This is a genomic window from Roseomonas sp. CAU 1739 (genome assembly GCF_039839775.1).
Taxonomy (GTDB): Bacteria; Pseudomonadota; Alphaproteobacteria; order Acetobacterales; family Acetobacteraceae; genus Neoroseomonas.
Map to the genome: position 1 here is coordinate 1 of NZ_JBDOQQ010000007.1, position 25,215 is coordinate 25,215.

Consider the following 25,215-nt stretch of genomic DNA (forward strand, 5'->3'; position numbering starts at 1 on the left):
GCGCTCACGCAGATCCTCGGAGTACGGCCGCATCAGCGCTGGCCTCCATCGCCCAGCCCAACGCTTGAATCAGATCCCGCCCCGTTTCGGAACCCCGATTCCAACGAATAGCAGCGTGCTCTAAGCCTTTGGTGGGGAGAGCCCGAGAGGGGCAAAGCCCCTCTCGGTTCCACCCTGCCCGATCACAGCAATCCGCGTGCGATCCCGCCATCCACGTTTACCGTCTGCCCCGTGACGTAGCCCGCGCGCGGGCTCGACAGCCACAGCACCATCGCCGCGATCTCCTCCGGCTGCCCGAAGTGGCCAAGCGGGATTTCGTGCGCGAATTCGGCGATGACGTCATCAGCGGAGACGTTGCGCTCAGCCGCCATCTTCGCCGCGCGATCGGTCCACAGCCGCGTCAGCGTCCGCCCGGGTGCCACGCAGTTCACGCGGATGCCTTCCGCCGCGTATTCACCGGCCAACGTCTTGGTTAGCCCCAGCAGCCCGGCCTTGTGGACGTTGGACACGACCTGGTTCGGATAGGGCATGCGCGACGCCGCCGCCCCCAGCAGCACGATGGACGGCGCCGCCCCCTTGCGCAGCAACGGCAGCGCGGCGCGCACCACGCGCACCGCCGACAGCACGTTGAAGCTGTAGTTACCGAGCCAGTCCTCGTCGCTCAGCGCCTCGAAGCCCGAGCGGATCGAACCGCCCACGGCATCGACCAGCGCATCGAGCGCCCCCCAGCGCGACGCGGCATCAGCCAGCAGGCGATCCGCCGCGCCGGCCTCGGTGATATCGGCGGTCGCGGTCGCCGGGCGGCGTCCTGTCGCTGCTTCGATACGGTCGGCCGCCGCGGCGATCCCGGCCGGATCGCGCGATGCGATCAGCAGTTCCGCCCCTTCCGCCGCCAGCATATGCGCCGTGGCGAAGCCGATCCCGGCCGACGCGCCAACCACCAGCACGCGCCGCCCTGCATAGCCGAGGTCCATCGCCCCGTTCCCCCCATTCGATCAATCGTGGAACACGATCCGCAATTCCTGGCCTTCGGATGTGCTGCGCATGGCGTGCCGCGTCGCCTCCCGCAGCGCAAGCCACAGGGACACCGCCTCCATCGCATCGCCGCCGGCCTCGATATCGGCCGCACGCGGACGGCGGGCCGGCGTCGGCAGGGGCGCGCCGGGGAAGCTGACGGCCAGTTCCACCGCATCCTCCTGCTGCGTTGCCGTGACGGCCATGGCGGCGGTGCCGCGCGCGGCCAGCAGGTCGCCCAGTTCGGTCAAAGCATGGTGCAGCTTGCGCACCGTATCGGGACGCAGGCCCCAGGCGCCGCCGATGGCGAAGGTGTGGTCCTCGACCAGGTCGGCAGCACGGCCGCCGAGCGGCACGACGAAGCGTTCGACCCGCCTCACCAGCGGCAGCGTCACCAGATTGGCCAGGAACGCCACCAGCGCGCCGAAGGCGAGCGGCGCCGCCAGCGCCGGCAGCGCCGCGGTGAAGAAGGCCGGCGAGACCAGCACCGCCAGGCCGGAGGTCAGCCCGAGCCCAGCGACGACCGTGCGCCGCGTATCGAGGCTGCGGCGGACGATCATCTCGCAGCCCTGCGCCATCATGAAGCCGGCGACGTACAGCAGCATCGCCGCCTGCACCGGCGCGGGCACCAGCACGAACAGCGCCACTGCCTTGGGACAGAAGGCGAGGACGAACAGGATCGCCGCCCCGGCCAGGGCAACGTTGCGCGCGAAGGTGCGCGTGGCGATCGACAGCCCGGTGCAGGATGTGGACGCGGCGCTGCCCATGCCGCCCGCCATCCCGGCCAGCACCCCCGCCAGACCATGGGCGATGATCGCCCGGCGGATCGGCCCCGGGTCCGGCCGCGTCCAGCCGCCATCCGTCGCCCGCTGCAGCGCGACGGTCGTGCCGATCAGCGAGGCCAGCGACGCCACCAGGCACAGCAGGAAGGGCACGAGCAGGCCGGGGGCGAAGTCGAAATCCGGCGCCGCGGCGGGCATCGGCAGCGCGAACCAGGGTTCGATCGCCAGCACGTCGCGCGCCCCGGCCGGCGCCATGCCGGCCAACAGCGCAGCCACCGTGCCAGTCGCCGCCCCGATCAGCACGGCGAAGGGGGCGAGGTGCCAGCGCAGCACCGCGACCACCACCATCACGATGAAGCAGCCCATCGCCACGATGATCGCGGGCAGCGACGCCGCCGGCATGGCCGCATCCACATGCAGCATCGCCATGACACTCGGCAGCAGCGACGCACCGACCAGGAAGACGACCACACCCGTAACCTCGGTGGGCATCAAGGTGGTCAGCCGACGCACGACGGGTGCGATGAGCAGCGCGACGACGCCGTTGATCATGATGAGCGCCGTGGCCTGCGCCAGTGTCGCGCCCTGCGCGGCGGCCAGCAGCAAGGGCGCGAACAGCACGCCCGACGGCGTTGCCGGCATCGGATAGCCAGCGCCCACCGGCCCGCGCGTCAGCGCCTGCAGCACGGCGAAGACGGCCAGGCCCAGCAGCGACAGGCACAGGTAGTTCGTCGCCGCCACCGGCCCGGCGCCGAAGGCGGCGGCGGCCATGACGGGCAGCACGAAATAGATCGACTGCAGCGCGATCTGCTGCAGCGCCAGGGCCAGCATGCGCGGCGGCGCCGCACGGTCGTCGAGGCCAAGCACCACATCCGGCATGTGGGCCGGCACCCGGTCGCCCTGCCGGCCGAACGCGGCGGCCAGCCATGTGGCGAGCGGGGCCTTCCCGACTTCCGCACTCACAGCGCGGGCATCGCCTGGGCGAGCGAGCCTCCGAGGCGCAGCGGCAGGACGCGCCGCGCAAGGCCCGTTGCGTCATCCGTCTCGACGAACAGGCCGCAGACGGTGGCTTCGCCTTCGGCGGGGGCAAGCTTCTCGGACGGCACCTTGCGCCAGAAGCGCAGGGACGCGCCGCCCTTCTGCATGCCGATCACGCTGTCGTAGTCGCCGCACATCCCCGCATCGGTCTGGAAGGCAGTGCCGCCCGGCAGGATGCGATGGTCGGCGGAGGGCACATGGGTATGGGTGCCGATGACGAGCGAGGCGCGCCCGTCGAAGGAATGCGCCATGGCCTGCTTCTCGGAGGTCGCCTCGGCGTGGATGTCGACCACCACCGCCTGCACGCTGCCCTGCGCGCCGAGCGTGTGCTTCGCCAATTCGCCCTGCACCGCGCGGAACGGGTCGTCGAGCGGTTCCATGAACAGCCGGCCCATCACCTGCACCACCAGGGCGCGACGCCCACCGGGCACGGTCACCACTGCCGCGCCCTGCCCCGGCGTGCCGGGCTGGTAGTTCATCGGGCGGATCAGGCGGCCTTCCTCGGCGATGAAGGGGATGATCTCCTTGCGGTCCCAGGCGTGGTTGCCAAGCGTCAGCACATCCGCCCCGGCGGCGAACAGCGCGCGCGCCATGTCGGGCGCCAGGCCGAAGCCGTGCGAGGCATTCTCCGCATTCACCACGACCAGGTCGAGCGCGAGGTCGCGGCGCAGCCTCGGCAGCGCGCCGATGACCGCATCGCGCCCGGACCTGCCGACAATGTCGCCGAGGAACAGCAGCCTCACGGGGCCCCGCCGCAGACCACCACGCCCGCCTCCGTCGCCACGCGCCCGAGCCGGATATCGGTCGGCCCTGCTGGCACTCCGGGAGGGTCCTGCATCTCCTGGGCCGCATAGGCAACCCCGATCGCGGCGGCGTGAGGCAAACCCGCCAGCGTGCGGTCGTAGTATCCGCCCCCATAGCCGAGGCGGCGGCCGGATCGATCGAAGGCGAGCAGCGGCACGAACAGCCAGTCGGGCGTCACCTCCTCCCCGCTCGCGGGCTGGCGCGTGCCCATCGGCCCATGGCCGAGCGGGTCGCCCGGCGCCCAGCGCCGGAAGCGCAACGGCTGGCCGCGCTTCGGCGTGACCGGCAGGCAGAGCGGTTGGCCGCGGGCGTGCAGCGCGTCGATCAGCGGCCGGACATCGATCTCCGGCCCCATGGGCCAGAAGGCGGAGACGAGCGCGCCAGGGGGTGGCGGGCAGTCGCGCAGCACGATGGCGGCGAGGGCATCACCCTTGCCGGCCGGGTCGATGGCGGCGCGGCGCGCGAGAGCCACCTTGCGCGCCTCGATCTTCATTTCGGCGAGCAGCACGTCGCAATAGGGCGCGTCAGCGTTCATGGGACCACCCTATCGCAGTCGCCAAGGATGCGCGCCCCTGGCCGCCGAGGCCGTTGTCACGGCGCGTCCATGCGGCAGCGCAGGGTGCGACGCGACAGCCGACGGCCAGGAGAGCGAAACGGATCGAGGCCGCGCCTCGATCCGCGAGCGCAATGCGCGACCGCGCCCAGACGGTCAATCGTCGCCATCGCACCAGTGCATGGCGCGAAGGCAAGCCGCGCGGATGCGCGGCGCCCGCCGTCTGAGGGTCGAGAAACAGTGCGGAGCCACCATGGGCCGCTGGCGTCTCACCCTCCCAAGGCCTGCTATGCAGGTGGGCACCAGATGCCTGGACCAAGATCCAGACAGAGCCAGCTCCCGGAGGATGCTTATTGGCCCTGGGGATGAATTGCCTGGGCGCACCGGGCAGCCCCGCCCCGTGAAGTTAGGCGCGCTCCAGCCCCGCCGCAATGGCCTCGATCGCATCGGCGAGACCGTTCAGCCGTTCAACGACCACCGGATCGGGTCCGGCCACCACCGGCGCCGGGGCCGCGACCGCACCGCCGGCCTTGAGCGCGGCGACTTCCGCCTGCAGATCCGCCGTCTCGTCGGCCAGTTGCAGGGCGGCGAGCAGCAGCATGCGGGTTTCCCCGAACTGCATGCCCATGGCCTTCAGCGTGCCGATGCGCTTGTCCACCTCGGCCGCCATATTGGTGAGGTGGCGTTCCTGGCCGTCCTGGCAGGCGACCGGGTGGGAATAGCCGCCGACGCGAACCGTAACCTGGGCCATGTCAGGCGTCCTCGCCCAGCACGCCGCGCAGCCGGGCAATGGTTTCGTCGAGGCGCGCCGCCAGGGCAGCGACGGCCGCCGGGTCCACGCCCGGCGCGTCATCCTCGGCACGCACAGATGCCGGGCGGGCGCTGGCCGCACGGGCCAGGCGTTCGACCGCTGCTTCCAGCCGCTGGGTGGCTTCGGCCACCGGGTCCACCGCGTCGTTCATCCGCCCCCTGGAGGTCCGCTTGCGCTTCCCCGCAGACGCCCGCGGGGCTAGGGGAAAGCCTTGGCAGAGAGGGGCCTCGGGGTCAACGGTGACGGCTTGTGGGGGCATGTTGGCGGTGGTTGTCCATGCGCTGGACCAGGCGGAAGCCGCGCTGGCGGCGGCCGGCCCGCGCGGCGTGCTGCTGCTGTCAGCCCATGGCGCGGGGGGCTTCGCCGGGCCGGGCTGGTTCCTGGCCCTGGTGGCGGAGGCTGGCCGGCGGCATCCGGACGCACGCTGGGACGCGGCGCTCGATTGTGCGGACGCGGCCGGCAGCGCGCTTGCCGCGGTCCGGGCCGGGGTGCGGGTGATCATCCTGGACGGCACGTGCGCCGGATTCGCCGCTGTCGCCGCGGCGGCCGCGGAGACCGGGGCGCGGCTGCTGCCCGCGCGGCCACCCGCCTTCGACCTGGCGGGCATCGACCTGCGCCGGCGCGACGACCTGGTGCGGCTGGCCGCCTGGCTCGCCATGGAAGTGCCACAGGCATCGACGACACCGCCGGCATCGTGACAGGCGGGTAACGCTGCGCTATCGCGCCCCGCACAAGGCCGGACCGAAGGAAGGACGCCAGATGAAGCTCACCCGCCGCGTGAAGGAAATCCTCTCCTGGTATGAGAGCGACAATCCCGGGACCAAGGCGAACCTCGCCCGCATCCTGATGGAGGGGAAGCTCGGCGGCACCGGCCGCATGGTGATCCTGCCGGTCGACCAGGGCTTCGAGCACGGCCCGGCGCGGTCCTTCGCCCCGAACCCCGCGGCCTATGACCCGCATTACCATTTCGAGCTGGCGATCGAGGCGGGGCTGAACGCCTATGCCGCGCCGCTCGGCATGATCGAGGCCGGCGCCGCGACCTTCGCGGGTGCGATCCCAACCATCCTGAAGGTGAATTCGTCGAACAGCCTGTCCACCACAAAGGACCAGGCGGTGACCGGGTCGGTGGCGGATGCGCTGCGCTTGGGCTGCTCGGCGATCGGCTTCACCATCTACCCGTCCTCCGAATATCAGTTCGAGATGATGGAGGAACTGCGCGAGCTGGCCGAGGAAGCGAAATCGGCCGGCCTGGCCGTGGTGGTGTGGTCCTATCCGCGCGGCCCGATGCTGGACAAGACCGGCGAGACCGCCTTCGACATCTGCGCCTATGCCGCGCACATGGCGGCGCTGATGGGTGCGCACATCATCAAGGTGAAGCCGCCGATGGAGCCGGTCTCCCTCGACGCCGCGAAGAAGACCTACACCGATCGCAAGATCGACGGGTCGAACCTGACGGCGCGCATCCGCCATGTCGTGCAGTCCTGCTTCAACGGGCGGCGCCTGGTGGTGTTCTCGGGCGGCGAGGCGAAGGGCGCCGATGCGCTGCTGGATGAGGCGCGCGCCATCCATGCCGGCGGCGGCAACGGGTCCATCGTCGGGCGCAACGCGTTCCAGCGGCCGAAGGAGGATGCGCTGAAGCTGCTGGCCTCGATGATCGAGGTGTACAAGACGAAGGCCTGAGGAAGGTTGGAGGGGCGCCGCCCCTCCAAACCACCCCGCCAAAGGCCAGGGGGCCTTTGGAATGCCGGTTTCTTGGCGCCGGGCGCGTGGGGCCTGCTGACCCCGTGAAGCGCGCGCTGTGCACGCAAGCGGGTGGCGGCGTTGCGCGCTTGGCGCCAGGTTGAGGTTTCCAGAGGCTCTTGGGCCTTTGGTGGGGTGAGCCCGAGCGGGGCAACGCCCCTTTCGGTCGCCCAGGCGGAGCATCGGACCGCACCATGCATCCGCCCGCCGCTGGGGCGCGTAATATCGGCATGCTTCCTCTCGCCATCCGTCTCGCCGCCCTGGTCCCCGTCCTCGCTGGAGGCGGGGGCGCACTGTTCGGTCCCGCCTTCCTGGGGGAAGCCGGCGGCCCCGCGACGTCGAGCCAAGTCCGCTACCTGTCCGGCCTCCTGCTCGGCATCGGGCTGTTGGCCTGGTGGTGCGCGGCAGCGCTGCCGCGACGGGCGGGCGTCTTTGGCGTGCTCTGCGCGATCGTCACGCTGGGCGGCCTGGCGCGATTGTGTGGGTTGGCAGTGGACCCGCTACCGCCCTGGCCGCACCTGGCCGCGCTGGTTATGGAACTCGGCGTCGTTCCGGCATTGTGGTTCGCGGCGCATCGCACGGCCGCCTGTGGTCAGTCTCGGTCGGCCCAGGGGTCGTAGGTCCCGAAATCCCACAGATACCCACCCGGATCACGCGCCACATACTCGCGCGACCCGTAGTCGCGATCGAGCGGCCCCTCCAGGATCTCGGCCCCGGCCGCCCGTGCCCTGGCACAATGCGCATCGGCATCCTTCACCACGACATAGATGCAGTCCGTCACGCCGCCGGCCTGCTTCGGCAGGCGCATGTCGAAGAAGGGGCGATCGCCGCCCAGCATCAGCATGCCTTGCGCCTCGCCCTCGCCATAGGTCAGTTCGGCATGGATGACGCCGCCATCGGGGGACGGCACCACCAGCTTCTCGACGAAGCCGAAGGCCTCGGTCAGAAAGCGGATCGCGGCGCCGGGGTCGGCGTAGCGCAGACAGGGAATGACGGACGATGAACGCGGCACGGGACACCTCCTCCTCGAATGGTTGCCGCTTGTACCTGATCACACCGCCGCGGATCGATCTCGCCGCGTATCGTGATCAGTTGGCCGCCGCACTCGATGCCGGCGACGTCGCCTGCCTGCAATTGCGGCTGAAGGATGCGCCGCCCGACGAGATCAAGCGCGCCGTGGACGCCCTGATGCCGGTGACCCAGGCGCACGACGTCGCCTTCATCCTGAATGATGACGCTGCCCTGGCATCCCGGTTGGGCTGCGACGGCGCACATCTGGGCCAGACGGATGGCGACCATGCGGGGGCGCGCAAGCTGCTGAAGGACCGCATCCTGGGCATCACCTGCCACGCGTCCCGGCACCTGGCGATGGAAGCGGGGGAACTCGGCGCGGACTACGTCGCCTTCGGCGCCTTCTTCCCCACCGAGACGAAGGAGACGGTCCACACCGCAGGGACCGACCTGCTGGAATGGTGGTCGGAGATGATGGAGGTCCCCTGCGTGGCGATCGGCGGCATTACCGCGGCGAACTGCGCGCCACTGGTGCGCGCGGGGGCGGATTTCCTCGCCGTGGTCGGCGCGGTGTGGAACCACCCCGAAGGCCCCGCCGCCGGCGTGCGTGCGATGAACGCGGCGATCGCGGCGGCGTGACGGCATTCAGGTCGGCGAGAAAAAGGTCTTCTCGCTGATCGACCATCCGCCCTCGTCGCGGCGGATCATGGATAGGAAATCCACGTAGTCGCGCTCGTTCCAGCGCATCCCGACCTTCACGACCGCGGCACGCCCAGCGCGGTCGATAGACAGGATGCGCATGTCGAATGCCTCGCCCGCCGCGGCACGTGAGCCGAGTTGCGTGTAATGACCGACGAATTCCTCCCGCGTCAGCCCACGCCACTGGCCGCCGCGATAACCCTGGATGCGGGCGGTCGGATGGAAGGCGGCGCTGAACAGCGTCGGGTCGCAGACGTCCATGTCGAGCCAGGCAACCCCTTCGATGGCGTCGAGATCCGCGTCGCGCATCCGCCGCCCTCCCAATAATTGCCACCCCCGGACAAGATCAACATCGTCCATTCGGATGATCCGGGGCCAACCCTGCCCGCTGGACCATCGCGATCGCAGCGGCCCGACGCCCCTGCCCTATTGCGGCAGCCCTTCGACCGCGAAGATGCGCAGGCGGCCATAGCGGTCGCCGATCCTCCGAGCCTCGAGATAGGCCGGCGAGGTATAGGCCGCCTCCGCCTTCTCCAGGCTGTCGAAGACCGAGACGACGACGCGCGTGGCCGGCGGCGCACCCGCCAGCGTCACCGTCCGGCCGCCCGAGGCAAGGCGCCTCTGGCCGTTCTCGGCCAGCGCGCGGTTCGCGAGGGGGACATAGTCCCGCAGATAGGCCTCGGCGTCCGTCACCTCGATTTCCGAGATCACATAGGCGGGCGGATGCTGCTGGGCGCGCAGGCCCTGGGACACTGCGGCTCCCAGGGCAAAGCCGGCGGTCATGGCTAGCGAGAGCTTCAGGTGGGAATGCATGCCTCGACCTCCCCATCGATGGGTGGAACCCGGCATGCGGCATGGCGGCCGCCTGCGGCGATCATGCCGCAGGCGGGGGCCGCGATGGAATGGCCTTGCGCCCTACTGGATCACCATCGCGCTGAACGGGTGCACATAGGCCTGCAGCATCACGAACCCGCCGACCAGGCAGGCCAGCACGATCGAATGCCAGAACACGAAGCGCAAGATGCTGCCTTCATGCCCGAACCAGTTCGTCGCGGTCGACGCCACCACGATCGATTGCGCGTCGATCATCTTGCCCATCACGCCGCCCGAGGAATTCGCCGCCGCCATCAGGATCGGCGACAGGCCGAGTTGTGTGGCCGTCACCTTCTGCAGATTGCCGAACAGCACGTTCGACGCAGTGTCGGACCCGGTCAGCGCGACACCCAGCCAGCCGAGCAGCGTGCCGAAGAAGGGATAGAGCAGCCCGGTCCCGGCGAAGGCGAGGCCAAGCGTCGCATCGATGCCCGAAAATCGGGTCAGCGTGCCGATCGCGAGCATGGCCATGATGGTGATCAGCGACTTCCGTACCACCCAGATGGTCTGCCCATAGGCGCGGATCAGCGCCATCGGCGAGAAGCCCATGACGAAGCCGGAGATGATCGCCGCGATCAGGATGCCGGACCCGGTGAAGGACAGCCAGGTGAAGGCGAAGACCGCGCCCTCCCGCACCGGCGGCGAGGAGACGGGCGGCACCTTCTGCACGAGGTTGTGCAGCCCCTCCACCGGGTAGTTCCAGGTGGCGATCGGATTGACGTAGGCCTTGAACCAGCCCGTGCCCCAGATCGCCACGACGATGGACAGGATAATCCACGGCACCCAGGCCCAGATGACCTGGTCGCGCGTCGCGGTCACCGGCGCGGGCGGCGGCGGCATGGTGCCGGCCGAGGCATCGGCGGTGCGCAGCGCCGGGGAGCTCCAGACCTGGCGTGGCTGCCAGACGCGCAGGAAGGCGACCAGGCAGGCCATGCAGATGATCGCGGCGCCAATGTCGACGATCCAGGGATTGATGTAGTTCGAAATCAGGAACTGCGGGATCGCGAAGGTGACGCCGCAGACCAGGATCGCCGGCCAGATCTGCACCATGCCGCGCCAGCCGGCGAAGGCCGCGATCAGCCAGAAGGGCACGATCACCGAGAAGAACGGCAATTGCCGCCCGACCATCGCGCCCAGCACATAGGGATCGAAGCCCGTCACCGACGCCAGCCCCGCAATCGGCGTGCCGAGCGCACCATAGGCCACCGGCGCGGTATTCGCGATCAGCGACAGCCCCGACGCCGCAAGTGGCGAAAAGCCGAGCCCGATCAGGATCGCGCCCGTCACCGCAACCGGTGTGCCGAAGCCCGAAGCCCCTTCGAAGAAGGCGCCGAAGGCGAAGGCGATCAGCAGCAATTGCAGGCGCCGGTCCGGCGTGATGCCGCCGATCGATTGCTGCAGGATCTGGAACCAGCCCTTCTGCACCGTCAGCCGGTAGAGGAAGATCACGTTCAGGATGATCCAGCCGATGGGGAACAGCCCGATCGCCGCACCGAGGACCGCGGCTCGCACCGCAAGGCCCGCCGGCATGGTGAACAGGAAGATCGCGACCAGCAGGGCGACGACCAGCGCCACCAGCGCGGCGAGATGCGCCTGCACCTTGCCCGAGGCGATCAGCGCCAGCAGCATCACCACCGGCACGGCGGCAGCGATCGTCGAAAGCGTCGCATTGCCGAAGGGATCGTAGATCTGGTTCCACATGCTCGCCGTCTCCGTCTCGCAACGGGTCTGCGCAGCCGCGACAAGCGCCAGGATTTCGGCGGATGCCGGGAGTGTGATTCACTGTGAGCCGCTACTGAAATCGAACGCAAGATAACTGTTTCGTAACGCTTTCGGAGCCGCACAGCCATGGACGAGATCACCTTCCACACGCTGCTCCACCGCCCGGGAACGCTGGTCGATGTCGGGGCTCATGATGGGCTGATCACCCTGCCCTTCGCGCGGCTGCCCGGCAGCCGGGTGCTGGCCTTCGAACCCCTGCCCATGGCCTTCGCGCGGCTCGCCGAGGCGCTGGCCGCGCATTTCGGCGGCGAGATCCCGCCGCATGTCGAACTGGTGCAGGCCGCGCTTGGCGACCATGCCGGGCAGGCCGACCTGGCCATGCCGGTGCTGGACGGCGTGGCGCAGGAACAGTGGGCCTCGACCGCGAAGGATTATGCGGCCTTTGGCGGCCCGCGCCTCGCCATCCGGCATTTCGCGGCGCCGCTCCAGCGCCTGGATGACCGCGCGATCCGCGACCTGACCCACGTCAAGATCGACGCCGAGGGCGCCGAATACGAGATCCTGCGCGGGGCGCGCGAGACGTTGCTGCGCTGCCGCCCGGTGTTGACGCTGGAGGTCGAGGAACGCCACCGGGAGGGCAGCACCTGGGCGGTGCCGGCCTTCCTCGATGCGCTGGGCTATGACGTAGTCTTCGAACTGCAGGGGGGCTGGTTCCCGGTCGCCGCACTCGACCGTCCAACCATGCAGCGCGCCTCACCCGATCCCTCGGTGTTCGAGGCTTCGGACCCCTACGTCTTCGTGTTCTACGCCCTACCGCGGGAGGATGCGGCGGGGATGCTGGCGCGGCTGAAGGCGGCGGCGTAGCCTTCCAGCCAAATGGAGGAAGCCATGTCCGTCACTGCGCAGCGCCTGACTGTCACCCGCGCCTCGGGCGCCGTGGGGGCAGAGGTTTCGGGCCTCGATTTCGCCGCTGTGCCGGATGGCCGCATCATCGCAGAGCTACGCGCGATCTGGCTGGAACATGGCGTACTGTTCTTGCGCGATGCGGCACTGTCGCCGCAGGGCTTCCTGGCCTTCGCGTCGCATTTCGGCACGCCGGTCGAATACCCCTTCGTGCGCGGTCTGGATGGCCTTCCGCAGATCACCCCGGTCATCAAGGAGCCTGAGGAACGCATCAATTTCGGCGGTGTCTGGCATTCCGACACCGCCTATCTCGAACGCCCGCCCATGGCGACGATGCTGATCGCGCGGGAAGTGCCCCCGGCCGGCGGCGACACGCTGTTCGCCGATTGCCGCGCGGCCTATGAGGCGCTGTCGCCCGGCCTTCGTGCAACGCTCGACGGGCTGCGCGCGATCAATTCATCCAAGAAGGCGGATGCGTCGAAGACGCGCGAGGACCGCCAGAAGGAACGCGGCGCCGTGACCAATGCCGAGGCGCTGGAAGCCACCCATCCCGTGGTGCGCACGCACCCCGAGACGGGGCGCAGGTCGCTGTATGTAAACCTCGGCCACACCACGCGCTTCGACGGCTGGACCGAGGCGGAATCGAAGCCGCTGCTCGACTTCCTATTCGCCCACATCACCCGCCCGGAGTTCACTTGCCGCTTCCACTGGGCGCCGGGGTCGATTGCGTTGTGGGACAACCGGTCCGTCCAGCACTACCCGGTGAACGATTATCACGGCCATCGGCGGGAGATGCACCGCATCACCCTGCAGGGCGACGTGCCCGCCTAGACCTTGCTGCGTTCACGCCGCCTGCCCCGGGGATTGGCCAAGCATGCATCGCGCCGTCTTCCGATGTTCCAGTCCGAAGGCGACCCAGCCTATCGCTCCAGGCTGCGGAGATAGGCGATCAGGGACGCCACCTCCGCCTGGTCGAAGGACGCCTCCGGCATGTCGGGGTGGCCTGTGACGATGCCCTCGGCCAGCGATTCCGCCAACTGGTCCACCGGATAGCGATTGTGCAGGTCGCGGAAGGCGGGCGCGTTACCGCGCGGGCTGGCGCCGGTGCGCCCGACGGCATGACAGGCGGCGCACCGGGTCTGGGCCAGGCGCTCACCCTGCGCGACGGATTGCGCGGAGGCCTCCTCACCCGCCGGCGCGCAGGAGGCGGCCACCAGCAGAGCGAACAGGGTCAGCCGCATGTGGACAGCGCCGCCGTCGCGAAGCCGCGGATTTCCGACGTCACGTTCAGCGTCAGCTCCGCATTGCCGAGCGTCACCGCATGGCGCTGCGGCAGCCCGGTCAGCGTCACCGGGTCCTGCCCGGACACGGTGACCACCACGCTCGCCGCGCGGGCCAGGTCATCGGTCTGGTTCGGTGCGCTCACCACCACGCGCACCAGGCCGTCGAGCAGTTCGATCCCCGCATTGTCCGGGATGCGGGCGCCATAGGCGACGGCGAAGCGGCGGCCGCTCGCCCGGCCCTCGCATTGCCGCACCGGGCCGGCATCACGCAGCAATTGCTCGACACGCGGGCGCGGCACGCCGGCGCCGATGCGGCCCTGCGCCAGGGCGAACAGCGCCGCGGCATCGCCGGTCGGCACGTCGCGCTCATAGCGCCGCTGCAACGCGGCCATGTCGTCGCGCGCCTGACGCAATTCGCCTTCCAGCGCGGCGTTGCGGGCATAGACGGCGCGCGCATCGGCCGACAGCGTCTCGAGCCGCCCTTCCAGCTGGGTGACCTCGGCGCGAGCGAGGTCCAGCCCGCTCTGGTATGACCAGAACCCCAGGCCCACGAATATCGCGAGCATGACAGTCCACTTCGCCACACGCAGGACAATCTGCCCGGTGCGGCGCCGGCGTTCCCGGTTGCGTCTTGATCCGATCGACATGCGCCGCCTTTAGACGCGAGGCACCCGCGCGGGGTCAAGTGACGGGAAGCCACAGCACGTCCTCGATCCGCGGCGCGCCGGCCGCCAACATCGCCAGCCGATCGAAGCCCAGCGCAATGCCTGCCGTGGGCGGTAGCCCGGCCTCCAGCGCGTCCAAGAAATCCTCGTCGACATCCCAGCCATGCGCGCCGGTGGTGCGGCGGCGTTCGGCATTCGCTTCCTCGAAGCGCAGGCGCTGCTCCGCCGGGTCGGTCAACTCGTCGAAGGCATTCGCCAATTCGATGCCGGCGGCGAACAACTCGAAGCGCAGCGCGGCGCGCGGATCGGCCGGATCGCGCCGCGCCAGGGCCGCCTGCGGCGCCGGCCAATGCGTCAGGAACGTCGCGCGATCCCGCCCGATCGCGGGTTCCACGCGCTCCAGCAGCAGGCGGAAGAACAGGTCCTCCCAGGATTCGTCGGCGCGCGGCGGCAGGCCGGCGCGCGCCGCCGCGGCATGCAGGCGGGCCGTGTCGCCCTCCGTCCCCAACAGGTCCAACCCGTTGCAATGGCGCGCGAAGGCGTCCTGCATGGTCAGACGTTCGAACGGCAGGGCGAGGTCGGTCCGCACCCCGCCATGTTCGACCACCTGGGGGCAGACGGCGCGGATATAGGCCTCGGTCTCGTCCATCAGGGCGTCGAAGGACAGGCCGGGGCGATACCATTCCAGCATGGTGAATTCCGGCGCATGGCGGGCCGAGACCTCCCCGTTCCGCCACACCCGCGCGAACTCGAAGACCGGCCCGCACCCACCCGCCAACAATTTCTTGATCGCCAATTCGGGCGAGGTCCGCAGCCACAGCGCCCGCCCCTCCCCCACGCCGATATGCGGTTCGAACCGCGTTTCGAAGGCGCGGATATGCACCTCCGCACCCGGGGCGGTGGCCAGACAGGGCGTCTCCACCTCCCGATACCCTCGGCCGGTGAAGAAGGCGCGGGTCGCCGCCGTCAGCGCGGCGCGGCGGTCGAGGAAAGGCAGCCGCGCGGCCAGCCGTTCCGGATGCCAGTGGGGTTTCGCCATTGTCTGCGCGGATGCCTTGGAGTACGGGCCGCCGACCATGCCGGACGGTGACACCACACGCCAGGGACGGACCCTGCGAACCCCGCGCGCCCTGCGTGACGCCGGGCTTCTGCCCGCGCACGCCGAGGCCGCCGCCGCAGCGGTCGCCGAACGCTTCGCCATTTCCGTCACCGACCACGTCGCCGGGCTGATCGACCCCGCCGACCCCGCCGACCCGATCGCCCGCCAATACATCCCCGACGCCGCCGAACTGACCACCGCGCCGCACGAGACCGACGACCCCACCGCCGACGCCCCCTTCACCCCGGTCAAGGGCGTGGTGCACCGATACCCGGACCGCGCGCTGCTCAAACCGCTGCTCGCCTGCCCCGTGTATTGCCGCTTCTGCTTCCGCCGCGAGGTGGTCGGCCCGGATGGCGGTGTGCTGACCGAAGCCGAACTCGACACCGCCATCGCCTGGTTCGAACGCACGCCCGCCATCCGCGAGGCCATCCTGACCGGCGGCGACCCGTTCATGCTGAGCGCCCGCCGGCTCGGCCCGATCCTCGCCCGCCTGGCCGCCATCCCGCATATCGAGACGCTGCGCATCCATACCCGCGTGCCGGTGGCCGACCCCGCGCGCATCGACGCCGCCCTGCTGGACGCCCTGCGCCCCGGCAAGCCGGTATTCGTCGCGGTCCACGCCAACCACGCCCGCGAATTCGCCCCGGCAGCGACGGCAGCGATCGGGCGCCTGGCCGATGCAGGGGTGGCGCTGCTCGGCCAATCCGTGCTGCTGCGCGGGGTGAACGACAGCGCGGCCGCCCTGGAAGACCTGTTCCGCGCCATGCTGCGCACCCGCGTGAAGCCATACTACCTGCACGCGCTGGACGCCGCCCCGGGCACCGCCCGCTTCGCCGTGCCGGACGCCGAAGGCCTCGCGCTGCTGCGGTCCCTGCGCGGCCGCCTGCCCGGCCACGCCCTGCCCTGCTTCGTGCGGGAATTGCCGCAAGGCGGGGGGAAACGGCCGGTCGAGGCATCCTAACCCGCGCCCTTGCGCGTCTGCGTCCAGCCGATGAACAGGCCACTGCCCACGATCACCGCCGCCCCCAGCCAGGTGAACAGGTCCGGCGCCTCCCCGAACAGCACGAAACCCACGCCCACCGAGGCCAGCAGCTGGAAATACTGGAACGGCGAGAGAATATTCGCCGGCCCGAAGCCGAAGGCGATGGCAATGCAGTAATGCCCCAGCGCCCCCAGCACCCCCAGCGCACAGAACAGGCCAAGGTCCACCAGCGTCGCCGGCGTGATCCACACGAACGGCATCACCAGCAGCATCCCGAACGCACCCACCACGGATGAATACAGCGCCGACGTCTCCGGACTTTCCTGCCCCGCCACCTTCCGGGTGAGGATCTGGTACAGCGCATAGGCCGTCGCACTCAGCACCACCGCGAGCGACGCCCAATGGAACACCCCCGTCCCCGGCCGGATCACCAGCAGCACCCCCGCAAACCCGCACAGCAACGCCAGCACCCGCGGCAGCGTCGTGCGTTCCCCCAGCATCGGCCCCGCCAGCGCGGTGACGATCAACGGCGCCGTCGAACTGATCGAGGATTGCTTGGCGAGCGGGATGAAGTTCAGCGCCATGAAACTCAACAGATTCGAGCTGAACAGCAGCGCCGAGCGGGTGAGTTGCAGCACCGGCCGCCGCGTGCGCAGCACCGCCAGCCCATGCCGCGGCAGGAATGCCGCCAGCAGGAAGACGATATGCCCGAAAGCCCGCGCCCAGGAGACCTGGAAGGACGAGTAATGCGCCCCCAACGACTTCGCCGCGGCCAGCATGAAGGCAAAGCAGCCACCCGCCATGCAGACGAAAAGAATACCTAGAAGGATGCGCTGCGGCGGCGGGGCATGTTGCGACACGGTGGCATGGTGCGGTGCGGGGGTGGGGGTGTCCATGGCGGGGGGTGTGGCGGCGCAGTGAAGGTCCGGGGCGCCGCCCCCAAGCCCCCGCCGGGGTGACAGTGTCACCCCGGACCCCGCCGTGACCTGGTGCGCCATGTTAGCGGAGGCGCCAGTGGCGGGGGCGGCCGCCGGCATCGAGCAACAATTTGCCGAGGCGGTTGAAGGTGCCGGGCGGGTGGGCCCTCGGCGTCTTCAGGGCGGCGATCACGAAAGCTTGTGCTGCTTTGGACAAATTCGGATTGGGGAGAAACCGCGGCGGGGCCGGCAAGGCCTCGCGGACATTGAGGTTTTTCGCTCGGACCAGGCTGGACAGCGGAACGATACGGCTGACCCGCCGCCAGGCGCGGCAGATGCGCCAGGCGAGGGCGTTAAGAATATCATCCTCCGGTTCGCGGCCGGCGACGAGGGTGAGGAGGAGGTCCATATGGCCGGTCTTTGCCCAGCGGCGGAGCTGGCGGGAGGCAGTGCCCGGACGGCCGTATTCCTCGGGCAGGTCCTTCCACGGGCCAGAGGAACAGGCGACCCAGAAGATGGCGTCGAGCGTGCGGCGCGGGTCGGTGGGCGGGCGACCTCGGCGGCCAGTGATGGGTGGGAGGTGGCGGGAAAGGAAGGCGTATTCGGGGTCGGTGAGGGGGAGGAAGGGGTGGGGGCGCATGGGGTGCGTTTGTATAGGAATTTTATCTGATTTTCAAGGAAAGAGGCGGAGGCGCCGCCCCCGAGACCCCCGCCGGGGTGACAGTGTCACCCCGGACCCCGCCATCACTTGGCGCGTGAAAGGCGGGAGACGCGATGCCATATGGTCATGGGAGAGGACCAGTCAGGAGATATGGTCATGGATGAGACGCATACGGTGAACGCAACGGAGTTCAAGGCGAAGTGCCTGGACATGCTCGACCGCGTCGGGACCGGGGAGTGGGAGAGCGTGGCCATCACCAAGCGGGGGAAGGTGGTCGCGGTGCTGGTGCCGCCACCCCCCGCCCCGCCAAGTGCGGACGGGCTCCACGGGTTCCTGCGCGGGTCGGTTCAGGTGAGCGAGGGCGTGGATTTGACGGCACCGGTGAATGAGGACGGGTTCCTCGCCGAGGACGGGGTGCTGCACGGGTGAGCGGGGCAGGACTGCCCGAGGCGGTGCTGTTGGATACCTGCGCGATGATCTGGCTAGCGAATGGCGACCCGATGGCGCCGGAGGCTCTGGCGGCGATTGAACACGCGGCACGGCACCAGGGGGTGTTCGTGTCCCCGATTTCGGCCTGGGAGGTCGGGATGCTGAGCCGGCCGAAGCCGGGGCGGGAGGCCGCGGTGAAGTTCCTGCCGAATGTGCAGACGTGGTTCGCGCGAGTGATGGCGGCGCCGGGGGTAAAGGAGGCGCGACTGACAGCGCGGATTGCGATTGGGGCGAGTTATCTGCCGGGCGAGTTTCATGGGGACCCGGGGGATCGGTTGATTGTGGCGACGGCGCAAGCAATTGGAGTTACCGTGGTAACACGGGATCGAAGCATCCTGACCTACAGTAGAACCAGTAGCATCATGTCGATTTTCTGTTAGTAATCAACCGCCGAACCGCATAACAGAGGAAAGGAAACAGACATATGGCAAAGCAAAGCGTTCTTACACTGGATAACAATGGTTTTTTCTATAAAAATGATCATTTTTCATATGACGAAATCAATTATCTATATTTTTATTATGTTCAAGTTCAAAAAACAATGAATTTTGTCGCATCCGGCATTGATCATGAAATTGATGCCAAGATATATATCAAGGGACGTTCATCACCGTTGGAAATCAAGACAGGCCCCAGATTCCTATCATTTCACGGATTTTCTTTTGGAGAAAAATCGTCACAAAGTCTGATTGCCAAATGGAATGAATTATGCAGAATGACATTTAAGAATAGAGCAGAAAAATATCTACAATCATGGCATGAATTTGGCTACTTTAACTATGATGAGAAGAAATTCTTCAAAAATGGCGATATTTCTTCTCATAGCTGGACATTTAATATTTATCGAGATGGACCACTGTTAAAATCACCATTTTTATTATTTATAGAAATAACTAAAGGAAATTGGCTTTTTTCAGCAAAACGTCGAGAAATCAGAACATTAATCGATTCTGATGTTTTATTTTCTATGCTCGCTTCTTTCTATAAGAAGCATTGGCGATAGTTGTTTTTTCGCGTCGAGCTTATTTACCGCGTCAGCGACGAAGTCGGCGCCGGTATTGCCAGCGCCTCAAGCTGCGCCTAAACCGCCGCATCGAAGCGGGCCCGAAGCGGCTTTGCAATTTCACTCGGCTAGGGTCGTTACCGATGGCAAAGATGCAAGCCAACCAGATGCGTGCCGGCATGGTCATCGAGTTCGAAGGCCAGCGCTACACCATCATCAAGCAGAACATCATGATCCCTGGGAAAGGCAATGCCATCATCCAGGTGGACATGCGCAACATCAAGACGGGTGCCAAGAAGGACCAGCGCTGGCGCACCGCCGACACCGTCGAACGCCTCCAGACCGAGGACAAGGAGTTCACGTACTCCTACACCGACGGCAACAACCTGGTGCTGATGGACCCGGAAAGCTTCGAGCAGACCATGGTCCCGCAGGACATCCTGGGTGACCGCCTGCCCTTCCTGCAGGAAAACATGACGGTCAACGTCAAGCTGATCGAGGGCGAGGCCGTCTCGATGGACCTGCCCGAGACCATCGTGCTGGAAGTGATCGAGGCCGACCCGGTGGTGAAGGGCCAGACCGCCTCCTCCTCCTACAAGCCGGCCGTCATGTCGAATGGCGCGAAGGTCATGGTCCCCCCCTTCATCACGGCGGGCGAGAAGATCGTCGTGAAGACGGCGGATGGCACCTACTACGAACGCGCGAAGTGATGCGCGGCGGCGCCGGGCATCCCGGCGCCGCGTGAAGCGGCAACCCTCGCCTAACCCATCCGTGTCATGCTCCCCCTCCGGTGCGGTCGTCGTGCCTGGGGGGTTTTTGTCATGATGCGTTGGCAGTCGATCCTGATGCTGGCCCTGGTGGCGGTGGTTGGCGCGGTCCGCCCGGCCGAGGCTGTCGTGTATTGCCGGACGGTGGGTGTTCCGGCCGGCTGCGTGGTGCGCCCGGCCGCGCCCGTGGCGCGCGCGACCCCTGGCCTGGGCGCCCCCGGCGTGGGCGTGGCCCCTGGCGTGGGCGTCGGAGCCCCCGGTGTCGGCGTTGCCCCTGGCACGCCGATGAACCGGGGCGGCCCCGTCAACCGCGTCGGCCGCCGCTAAAAATCCCGCGGGTCTGGGGGCACGTATGCCCCCAGCGGGGGTGCAGGGGGCTGGCCCCCTGCCCCGGCCTCGCCTGTAAAGGGCGCAGCGTCCCCCCTGCCGGCGTAGCACGTGCGGGCAGGGCTGCGCCCTCACGCCTCACAGGGCGCGGGCGAACTGCTCCAGGCCGAGGCAGAGGCGTTGCATCTGCTCGGCCCCCGCCAGGTTCTGCGCGTCCTCGAAATTCTCCGCGGCGGTGGCGAGCAGCAGGGCGTTGCGGGACCCGACCCGTGCTGCCCGTGCCATCTGCTCAAGCCCGAGGAGAAGGCGCTGCATCTGCGCCGCCCCGCTCAGCCCCCCCGCGTCGTCGAAATTCTCCGCCGCGGTGTCCATCAGTAGCCGGTCCATCGCTGGTCCTCCGGATCGTGTGGCGCCGCCACTATACGCCCACTCGCCCGCCGCCCGCTGAACCATTCGACACGCCTTCGAATCCGCGGGTCTGGGGGCACGTATGCCCCCAGCGGGGGGTGCAGGGGGGCAGGCCCCCCTGCCGGCCTCGCCTGCCCCAGGGCTGTCCCCCTGGCCTGTGCTACGCTGTTCCGCTAACCCTCCCCCCCACGCTCTTTCCACCCCGCAAGGTCTTCATCCGTCATGGCTCCCGTTTCCTCGCGTCTTTCGCCTGCCATGCAGGTTGTCACCTCGGCCGTGCGCAAGGCTGGGCGCCGCCTGCTGCGGGATTTCGGGGAGGTGGAGCAACTCCAGGTCAGCATGAAGGGCCCGTCGGACTTCGTCTCGACCGCGGATATGCGGGCGGAGCAGACCTTGAAGGAGGAGCTGTCCAAGGCGCGGCCGGGCTTTGCCTTCCTGATGGAGGAATCCGGGGCGTCGGGCGATGAATCCTGGGAATGGCGCTGGGTGGTCGATCCCTTGGATGGGACGACGAATTTCCTGCATGGCATTCCGCATTGGGCGATCTCGGTGGGGATCGAGAAGCGGACGGGGACGGATACGTCAGAGGTGGTGGCCGGGGTGATCTACAACCCGGCTTCCGATGAGCTGTTCTGGGCGGAGAAGGGCGTGGGCGCCTTCCTGAACGACCGGCGGCTGCGGGTGTCGGGCCGCAAGGACATCCGGGAGGCGGTGTTCGCGACCGGCATCCCCTTCGCGGGGGTGCCGCGCAAGGCGGAATTCAGTTCCATCCTGCATCGGGTGATGCCGCATGTGGCGGGCGTGCGGCGGTTCGGGGCGGCGGCGCTTGACCTCGCCTGGCTGGCAGCCGGGCGGTACGACGGCTTCTGGGAACTCGGGCTGAAGAAGTGGGATATCGCGGCCGGGCTGGTGATGGTGAAGGAAGCCGGTGGATCGGCGACGGATCCGGAGGGCGGCGATCCCTACGTGTCCGGCAATGTGGTGGCGGGAAACCAGGCGATGCAGCCGAAGCTGCGGGAGATCGTGCTGGAGGGGATTGGCGCGGTGAAGGCTCGGCCGGCGGGATGATGCGGCGGGCGGTCCTGTCGGGGGTTCTGCTGCTGGCGTTGCCGGCCTGGGCGCAGGATGTGCCGGACGCGCTGTTGCCGGAACCGGCACCCGCGCCGCCCGCGCCGCCGGCGCTGGCGCCGACCGGGGCACCGATGGCGCCGCAGGCCGCGCCGGCGCAGCCCGCCTTGCCGCCGGGGATGACGGCGATGGCCGATGGCGTGGTGCGGATCGCGCTGCACAGCGACCGGATCGAACCTGCGCTGGCCGAGGCGTTGCGCGTGATGGGGATGCATTTCGCCGCCCTGCCCTTCGGGCGCATCACGATCGAGGCGCAGGTCGCCGGGCCGGCCAATGATGCCTCGCTCGCGCGGCGGGCGTCGCTGGCGCGGGCACAGGCGGTGAAGGCGGCGCTGGTGGCAGGTGGGCTGGACGCGACTCGGATCGATCTGCGCCCGTTGGGGCGGCTGCCCGCGGCGGTGGAGGTGGTGGACGTCGTCCCGCCCGGCGTGGCAAGCCCGAATACGGAGGCGCGGAGCGGCCGATGACGCAGCCGGTGGTCTATCTGTGGCGGATGCTGGGGTTCCTCGCCTTCGTGGCGCTGGTGACCTTCGCCCTGTGGGGTGAGCTGCGCCACGCCTTCGCGGCCAATCCGGTGCTGAATGCGGTGATCGTCGCGGTGCTGCTGTTCGGCGTCGGGTGGAACCTGCGCCAGGTGCTGGTGCTGCGGACCGAGGTGACTTGGCTCGAAGGCTTCCGGTCGGTGCGCGGGGCGGATCAGAAGGTGCAGCCGCGGCTGCTGGCGCCGATGGCCTCGATGTTGTCTGCGCGGCGCAGCGAACGGGTGTCGATGTCGGCGATCGCGATGCGCTCGCTGCTGGATGGCATCGTCTCGCGGCTGGACGAGACGCGGGAATTGTCGCGCTACATGACGGGGTTGCTGATCTTCCTGGGGTTGCTCGGCACCTTCTGGGGGCTGCTGCTGACCATCGGGTCGGTGGCGGATGTGATCGGCAACATGTCGGTGGGATCGGGCGACCTGAACCTGCTGTTCAACCAGCTGAAGGCTGGCCTCGCCCGGCCGCTGGAGGGCATGGGGACGGCGTTCTCGACCTCGATGCTGGGCCTCGCCGGCGCGCTCGTGCTGGGCTTCATGGACCTGACGGCCGGGCAGGCGCAGACGCGCTTCACCAATGAACTGGAAGAATGGCTGGCCGGGCTGACGCGGCTGTCCACCGGCGTGCTGGGGCAGGAAGGCGAAGGCAGCGTGCCGGCCTATGTCAGCGCATTGCTGGAACAGACGGCAGAGAACCTCGAAGGCCTGCAGACCATCCTGCAGCGTGGCGAGGAAGGCCGCGCGGCGACGTCGAACGCCATCATGACGATGACCGAGCGGCTGACCGTGCTGACCGAGCAGATGCGCGCCAACAACCAGGTGATGGTGCGCGTCGCCGAAGGCCAGTCCACCATCGCGATGGCGCTGGCGAAGCTGGCCGACGGGCAGGAACGCGGGGCGATCGACGAGGCGACGCGGGGCAATATCCGCAACCTCGAGATCTACATGGCGCGGCTGATCGAGGAAGTGGCGCAGGGGCGCGTCCAGGCGACGTCCGAGATCAGGAACGAGATCAAGATCCTGACGCGTACCATCGCCGCGATCGCCGAGGAATCGCCGCGCTCATGACCGGCCGGGCCTAGGTCGTGGCCGGCTCCTCCAACCGTCGCCGCGGCGGTGGCGGCCTCGATGTCTGGCCGGGCTACGTGGATGCGCTGTCCACGCTGCTCATGGTCATCATCTTCGTGCTGATGGTCTTCGTGCTGGCGCAGGGGTTCCTGTCGGTCGCGCTGACCTCGCGCGACCGCGCGCTGGACCGGCTGAACCGGCAGGTGTCGGAACTGGCGGAACTGCTGGCGCTGGAACGTGGCCAGGCCGAGGAATTGCGCAGCGGGCTGGCGCGCGCGACCGGAGAGCTGGCATCCGCTGCCGCGGCGCGCGACGACGCGCTGCGCTCACTGGGCACGCTGCGCGAGGAACGCGACCGGCTGACCGGCGAACGCGACACCGCGCGCAGCGAACAGGAACGGCTGGCGGCGCGGCTCGCCGACCTCGGCGTTGGCGCGCGCGGCACGGAAGAACGCGTCGCCACGCTGGAACGCCAATTGGCCGAGGCGGTGGCGCGGGCGGAAAACGTCGGCGGCGATGCCGCGCGCACCACGCGGGACCTGACCGATGCGCGGCGCAACCTGACGCAGACCGAACAGCAGCGCGCCGCACTCGAACGGCAGGCCACGCAGACGGCCGAACAACTCGCCGCCGCGCGGCGCGACCTCGAAGCGCTGCGCGCCGAGGCGGCCACGCTGAACCAGCAGGTGCGCACCGACCGCGAGACCATCACCGCCCGGCTTGCCGACCTCGCCCGGCTGAACCAGCAGGTGCAGGCGCTGACCGCGCTGCGCGAGGAACTGGAACGCCAGGCGCAGGCCGCGCTCGCACGGGCCGGGCAGGAGGAACGCGGCCGCATCGCCGCCGAACAGGCCGCCGCGCGCACCGCCACCGAAGCCGCCGAGGCGCAGCGCCGGCGCGAGGCCGCCGAGGGCCTCGCCGCTGCCGCCAATGCGCGCGCCGGTGCGTCGGAAGCCGAATCCCGCGCCGCCCAGCAGCGCGCGACCGCTGCCGAGGCCACGCAACGCACTGCCGAAGCCGCCGCCCGCGATGCCGTCACCAGGGCCGCCACCGCCGAACAGGCGCGCCAGCGCGCCGAGGACATCGCCCGCCAGGCCGCCACCGTGCAAGCGAATGCCGAGCGCGCGCGGGCCGAGGCCGAACGCGATGCCGCCGCGCGCATCGCCGCGGCCGAACGCGCCCGTGCCGAGGCCGACGCCCTGCGCGCCCAGGCCGAGAACCAGGGCACCGCCGCTTCGACCCGCGCCGCCGAGGCGCAGACCGCCGCCGCCGAGCAGACGCGCCTCGCCGACAGCGCGCGCGCCCAGGTCGCGTTGCTGACGCGCCAAGTCGAATCCCTGCGCGCCGAGATCGCACGCCTGGTCACCGCCTTGCAGCTGGAGGAAGCATCTGGCCGCGACCGCGATGCGCAGATCACCATGCTCGGCCAGCGGCTGAACGCGGCGCTGGCCGCCCGCGTCGAGGAATTGCAGCGCTACCGCTCCGACTTCTTCGGCAGGCTGCGGCAGGTGCTGGGCGAACGCCCCGAGGTGCGCATCGTTGGCGACCGCTTCGTGTTCCAGGGAGAAGTGTTGTTCTCCCCCGCATCGGCCGAGTTGTCGGAGGCCGGGCGGCAGCAGGTGCGCGACCTGGCGCGCGTGCTGCTGGAGGTAACGCCGCAGATCCCACGCGAAATCGCCTGGGTGGTGCGCGTCGATGGCCATGCCGACCGAACACCGATCCGCTCCAGCCGCTTCGCCAGCAACTGGGAACTGGCGGCCGCGCGCGCCATCGCCGTCGCGCAGCTGCTGATCGCCGAGGGCCTGCCGGCCAACCGGGTGGCGGCGACGTCCTTCGGCGACACCCAGCCGATCGACGAGGGCGACGGCCCAGCCGCCTATGCGCGCAACCGGCGGATCGAGGTGCGGCTGACCGACCGGTGAGCGCGCAT

At 69.0% G+C, this 25,215-nt stretch carries 32 protein-coding genes; 16 read left to right on the forward strand and 16 right to left on the reverse strand.

Annotated features, from left to right (window positions below):
- Positions 1-182: 182 nt before the first annotated feature.
- The 6 genes from AAFN86_RS12905 to AAFN86_RS12930 all read right to left on the reverse strand — a co-directional run bounded on the left by AAFN86_RS12905 (position 183) and on the right by AAFN86_RS12930 (position 5,153).
- A complete protein-coding gene (locus AAFN86_RS12905) occupies positions 183-974 on the reverse strand; it encodes an SDR family oxidoreductase (RefSeq protein WP_347543746.1) in 792 nt (263 codons plus the stop codon).
- Positions 975-995: 21 nt separating this feature from the next.
- The gene (locus AAFN86_RS12910) at positions 996-2,759 is read right to left on the reverse strand and encodes a solute carrier family 23 protein (RefSeq protein ID WP_347543747.1); all 1,764 of its coding nucleotides are present in this window, start codon (positions 2,757-2,759) and stop codon (positions 996-998) included.
- Positions 2,756-3,577: a TIGR00282 family metallophosphoesterase gene (locus tag AAFN86_RS12915; protein ID WP_347543748.1), complete on the reverse strand. Its 822-nt coding sequence runs from the start codon at positions 3,575-3,577 to the stop codon at positions 2,756-2,758. Before AAFN86_RS12915 ends, AAFN86_RS12910 begins: the two co-directional genes overlap by 4 nt.
- On the reverse strand, positions 3,574-4,173 hold the full coding sequence (locus tag AAFN86_RS12920) for a 5-formyltetrahydrofolate cyclo-ligase (RefSeq protein WP_347543749.1): 600 nt from the start codon (positions 4,171-4,173) through the stop codon (positions 3,574-3,576). Before AAFN86_RS12920 ends, AAFN86_RS12915 begins: the two co-directional genes overlap by 4 nt.
- Positions 4,174-4,597: 424 nt before the next feature.
- The gene (locus AAFN86_RS12925) at positions 4,598-4,942 is read right to left on the reverse strand and encodes a cell division protein ZapA (RefSeq protein WP_347543750.1); all 345 of its coding nucleotides are present in this window, start codon (positions 4,940-4,942) and stop codon (positions 4,598-4,600) included.
- 1 nt (position 4,943) lies between these two features.
- The gene (locus tag AAFN86_RS12930) at positions 4,944-5,153 is read right to left on the reverse strand and encodes a hypothetical protein (RefSeq protein WP_347543751.1); all 210 of its coding nucleotides are present in this window, start codon (positions 5,151-5,153) and stop codon (positions 4,944-4,946) included.
- Between the two features lie 106 nt (positions 5,154-5,259).
- Here AAFN86_RS12930 and AAFN86_RS12935 point away from each other — a divergent pair, with 106 nt between their 5' ends.
- The 3 genes from AAFN86_RS12935 (at position 5,260) to AAFN86_RS12945 (ending at position 7,362) form a co-directional block, all read left to right on the forward strand.
- Entirely contained in the window at positions 5,260-5,700 is a 441-nt protein-coding gene (locus AAFN86_RS12935) for a hypothetical protein (RefSeq protein ID WP_347543752.1), read from the forward strand.
- 61 nt (positions 5,701-5,761) lie between these two features.
- Positions 5,762-6,682 (forward strand): class I fructose-bisphosphate aldolase, encoded by a 921-nt coding sequence (locus tag AAFN86_RS12940; protein WP_347543753.1) that lies wholly within the window; start codon positions 5,762-5,764, stop codon positions 6,680-6,682.
- Between the two features lie 290 nt (positions 6,683-6,972).
- The gene (locus tag AAFN86_RS12945; protein ID WP_347543754.1) at positions 6,973-7,362 is read left to right on the forward strand and encodes a DUF4345 domain-containing protein; all 390 of its coding nucleotides are present in this window, start codon (positions 6,973-6,975) and stop codon (positions 7,360-7,362) included.
- Here AAFN86_RS12945 and AAFN86_RS12950 read toward each other — a convergent pair.
- Complete coding sequence (locus tag AAFN86_RS12950) at positions 7,335-7,754, reverse strand: VOC family protein (RefSeq protein ID WP_347543755.1); 420 nt, start codon at positions 7,752-7,754, stop codon at positions 7,335-7,337. The genes AAFN86_RS12945 and AAFN86_RS12950 overlap by 28 nt on opposite strands.
- Here AAFN86_RS12950 and thiE point away from each other — a divergent pair.
- A complete protein-coding gene (thiE, locus tag AAFN86_RS12955; RefSeq protein WP_347543756.1) occupies positions 7,742-8,392 on the forward strand; it encodes a thiamine phosphate synthase in 651 nt (216 codons plus the stop codon). The two genes, AAFN86_RS12950 and thiE, sit on opposite strands and share 13 nt — an antisense overlap.
- 6 nt (positions 8,393-8,398) lie before the next feature.
- On the opposite strand, the gene AAFN86_RS12960 is transcribed toward thiE, so the two are convergent.
- The 3 genes from AAFN86_RS12960 to AAFN86_RS12970 form a co-directional block, all read right to left on the reverse strand.
- A complete protein-coding gene (locus tag AAFN86_RS12960; RefSeq protein WP_347543757.1) occupies positions 8,399-8,761 on the reverse strand; it encodes a nuclear transport factor 2 family protein in 363 nt (120 codons plus the stop codon).
- Between the two features lie 117 nt (positions 8,762-8,878).
- Entirely contained in the window at positions 8,879-9,265 is a 387-nt protein-coding gene (locus AAFN86_RS12965; RefSeq protein ID WP_347543758.1) for a DUF1330 domain-containing protein, read from the reverse strand.
- 102 nt (positions 9,266-9,367) lie between these two features.
- A complete protein-coding gene (locus AAFN86_RS12970; RefSeq protein ID WP_347543759.1) occupies positions 9,368-11,026 on the reverse strand; it encodes an L-lactate permease in 1,659 nt (552 codons plus the stop codon).
- A 147-nt stretch (positions 11,027-11,173) separates the two neighbouring features.
- Here AAFN86_RS12970 and AAFN86_RS12975 point away from each other — a divergent pair, with 147 nt between their 5' ends.
- Together AAFN86_RS12975 and AAFN86_RS12980 are read left to right on the forward strand one after the other, a co-directional pair.
- Positions 11,174-11,911: an FkbM family methyltransferase gene (locus AAFN86_RS12975; protein WP_347543760.1), complete on the forward strand. Its 738-nt coding sequence runs from the start codon at positions 11,174-11,176 to the stop codon at positions 11,909-11,911.
- A gap of 24 nt (positions 11,912-11,935) precedes the next feature.
- Complete coding sequence (locus AAFN86_RS12980; RefSeq protein ID WP_347543761.1) at positions 11,936-12,781, forward strand: TauD/TfdA family dioxygenase; 846 nt, start codon at positions 11,936-11,938, stop codon at positions 12,779-12,781.
- A gap of 89 nt (positions 12,782-12,870) precedes the next feature.
- On the opposite strand, the gene AAFN86_RS12985 is transcribed toward AAFN86_RS12980, so the two are convergent.
- The 3 genes from AAFN86_RS12985 to epmA form a co-directional block, all read right to left on the reverse strand.
- Complete coding sequence (locus tag AAFN86_RS12985; protein WP_347543762.1) at positions 12,871-13,191, reverse strand: cytochrome c; 321 nt, start codon at positions 13,189-13,191, stop codon at positions 12,871-12,873.
- A complete protein-coding gene (locus tag AAFN86_RS12990; RefSeq protein WP_347543763.1) occupies positions 13,182-13,799 on the reverse strand; it encodes a hypothetical protein in 618 nt (205 codons plus the stop codon). The genes AAFN86_RS12985 and AAFN86_RS12990 overlap by 10 nt, the downstream gene beginning before the upstream one ends.
- Before the next feature lie 115 nt (positions 13,800-13,914).
- Positions 13,915-14,937, reverse strand: coding sequence for an EF-P lysine aminoacylase EpmA (gene epmA / locus AAFN86_RS12995; protein ID WP_347543764.1), 1,023 nt, complete (start codon positions 14,935-14,937; stop codon positions 13,915-13,917).
- A 37-nt stretch (positions 14,938-14,974) separates the two neighbouring features.
- Between epmA and AAFN86_RS13000 the strand changes: the two genes are divergently transcribed.
- Positions 14,975-15,961 (forward strand): lysine-2,3-aminomutase-like protein, encoded by a 987-nt coding sequence (locus AAFN86_RS13000; RefSeq protein WP_347543765.1) that lies wholly within the window; start codon positions 14,975-14,977, stop codon positions 15,959-15,961.
- Here the strand turns inward: AAFN86_RS13000 and AAFN86_RS13005 are convergent.
- On the reverse strand, positions 15,958-16,878 hold the full coding sequence (locus AAFN86_RS13005; protein ID WP_347543766.1) for a DMT family transporter: 921 nt from the start codon (positions 16,876-16,878) through the stop codon (positions 15,958-15,960). The two genes, AAFN86_RS13000 and AAFN86_RS13005, sit on opposite strands and share 4 nt — an antisense overlap.
- Before the next feature lie 103 nt (positions 16,879-16,981).
- Positions 16,982-17,539, reverse strand: coding sequence for a transposase (locus tag AAFN86_RS13010; RefSeq protein WP_347543767.1), 558 nt, complete (start codon positions 17,537-17,539; stop codon positions 16,982-16,984).
- A 177-nt stretch (positions 17,540-17,716) separates the two neighbouring features.
- On the opposite strand from AAFN86_RS13010, the gene AAFN86_RS13015 reads away from it, so the two are divergent.
- The 5 genes from AAFN86_RS13015 to AAFN86_RS13035 all read left to right on the forward strand — a co-directional run bounded on the left by AAFN86_RS13015 (position 17,717) and on the right by AAFN86_RS13035 (position 20,146).
- On the forward strand, positions 17,717-17,989 hold the full coding sequence (locus tag AAFN86_RS13015; protein WP_347543768.1) for a type II toxin-antitoxin system prevent-host-death family antitoxin: 273 nt from the start codon (positions 17,717-17,719) through the stop codon (positions 17,987-17,989).
- A gap of 23 nt (positions 17,990-18,012) precedes the next feature.
- Positions 18,013-18,429: a type II toxin-antitoxin system VapC family toxin gene (locus AAFN86_RS13020; RefSeq protein WP_347543769.1), complete on the forward strand. Its 417-nt coding sequence runs from the start codon at positions 18,013-18,015 to the stop codon at positions 18,427-18,429.
- A gap of 44 nt (positions 18,430-18,473) precedes the next feature.
- Positions 18,474-19,052: a hypothetical protein gene (locus AAFN86_RS13025; RefSeq protein ID WP_347543770.1), complete on the forward strand. Its 579-nt coding sequence runs from the start codon at positions 18,474-18,476 to the stop codon at positions 19,050-19,052.
- Between the two features lie 143 nt (positions 19,053-19,195).
- Entirely contained in the window at positions 19,196-19,762 is a 567-nt protein-coding gene (gene efp, locus AAFN86_RS13030; RefSeq protein ID WP_347543771.1) for an elongation factor P, read from the forward strand.
- A gap of 111 nt (positions 19,763-19,873) precedes the next feature.
- On the forward strand, positions 19,874-20,146 hold the full coding sequence (locus AAFN86_RS13035; protein ID WP_347543772.1) for a hypothetical protein: 273 nt from the start codon (positions 19,874-19,876) through the stop codon (positions 20,144-20,146).
- 138 nt (positions 20,147-20,284) lie between these two features.
- On the opposite strand, the gene AAFN86_RS13040 is transcribed toward AAFN86_RS13035, so the two are convergent.
- Positions 20,285-20,533, reverse strand: a complete 249-nt coding sequence (locus AAFN86_RS13040; RefSeq protein WP_347543773.1) for a hypothetical protein — start codon at positions 20,531-20,533, stop codon at positions 20,285-20,287.
- A 243-nt stretch (positions 20,534-20,776) separates the two neighbouring features.
- On the opposite strand from AAFN86_RS13040, the gene AAFN86_RS13045 reads away from it, so the two are divergent.
- From AAFN86_RS13045 to AAFN86_RS13060, 4 genes are read left to right on the forward strand one after another with little or no spacing between them, the layout of a single operon-like run.
- Complete coding sequence (locus tag AAFN86_RS13045) at positions 20,777-21,622, forward strand: inositol monophosphatase family protein (RefSeq protein ID WP_347543774.1); 846 nt, start codon at positions 20,777-20,779, stop codon at positions 21,620-21,622.
- On the forward strand, positions 21,619-22,149 hold the full coding sequence (locus tag AAFN86_RS13050; protein ID WP_347543775.1) for a hypothetical protein: 531 nt from the start codon (positions 21,619-21,621) through the stop codon (positions 22,147-22,149). The genes AAFN86_RS13045 and AAFN86_RS13050 overlap by 4 nt, the downstream gene beginning before the upstream one ends.
- The gene (locus tag AAFN86_RS13055) at positions 22,146-23,285 is read left to right on the forward strand and encodes a flagellar motor protein MotA (RefSeq protein WP_347543776.1); all 1,140 of its coding nucleotides are present in this window, start codon (positions 22,146-22,148) and stop codon (positions 23,283-23,285) included. The genes AAFN86_RS13050 and AAFN86_RS13055 overlap by 4 nt, the downstream gene beginning before the upstream one ends.
- Before the next feature lie 17 nt (positions 23,286-23,302).
- Positions 23,303-25,207 carry a peptidoglycan -binding protein gene (locus AAFN86_RS13060; protein ID WP_347543777.1) on the forward strand — a complete coding sequence of 635 codons (1,905 nt, stop codon included), beginning with the start codon at positions 23,303-23,305 and terminating at the stop codon, positions 25,205-25,207.
- The last annotated feature ends 8 nt before the right edge of the window (positions 25,208-25,215 follow it).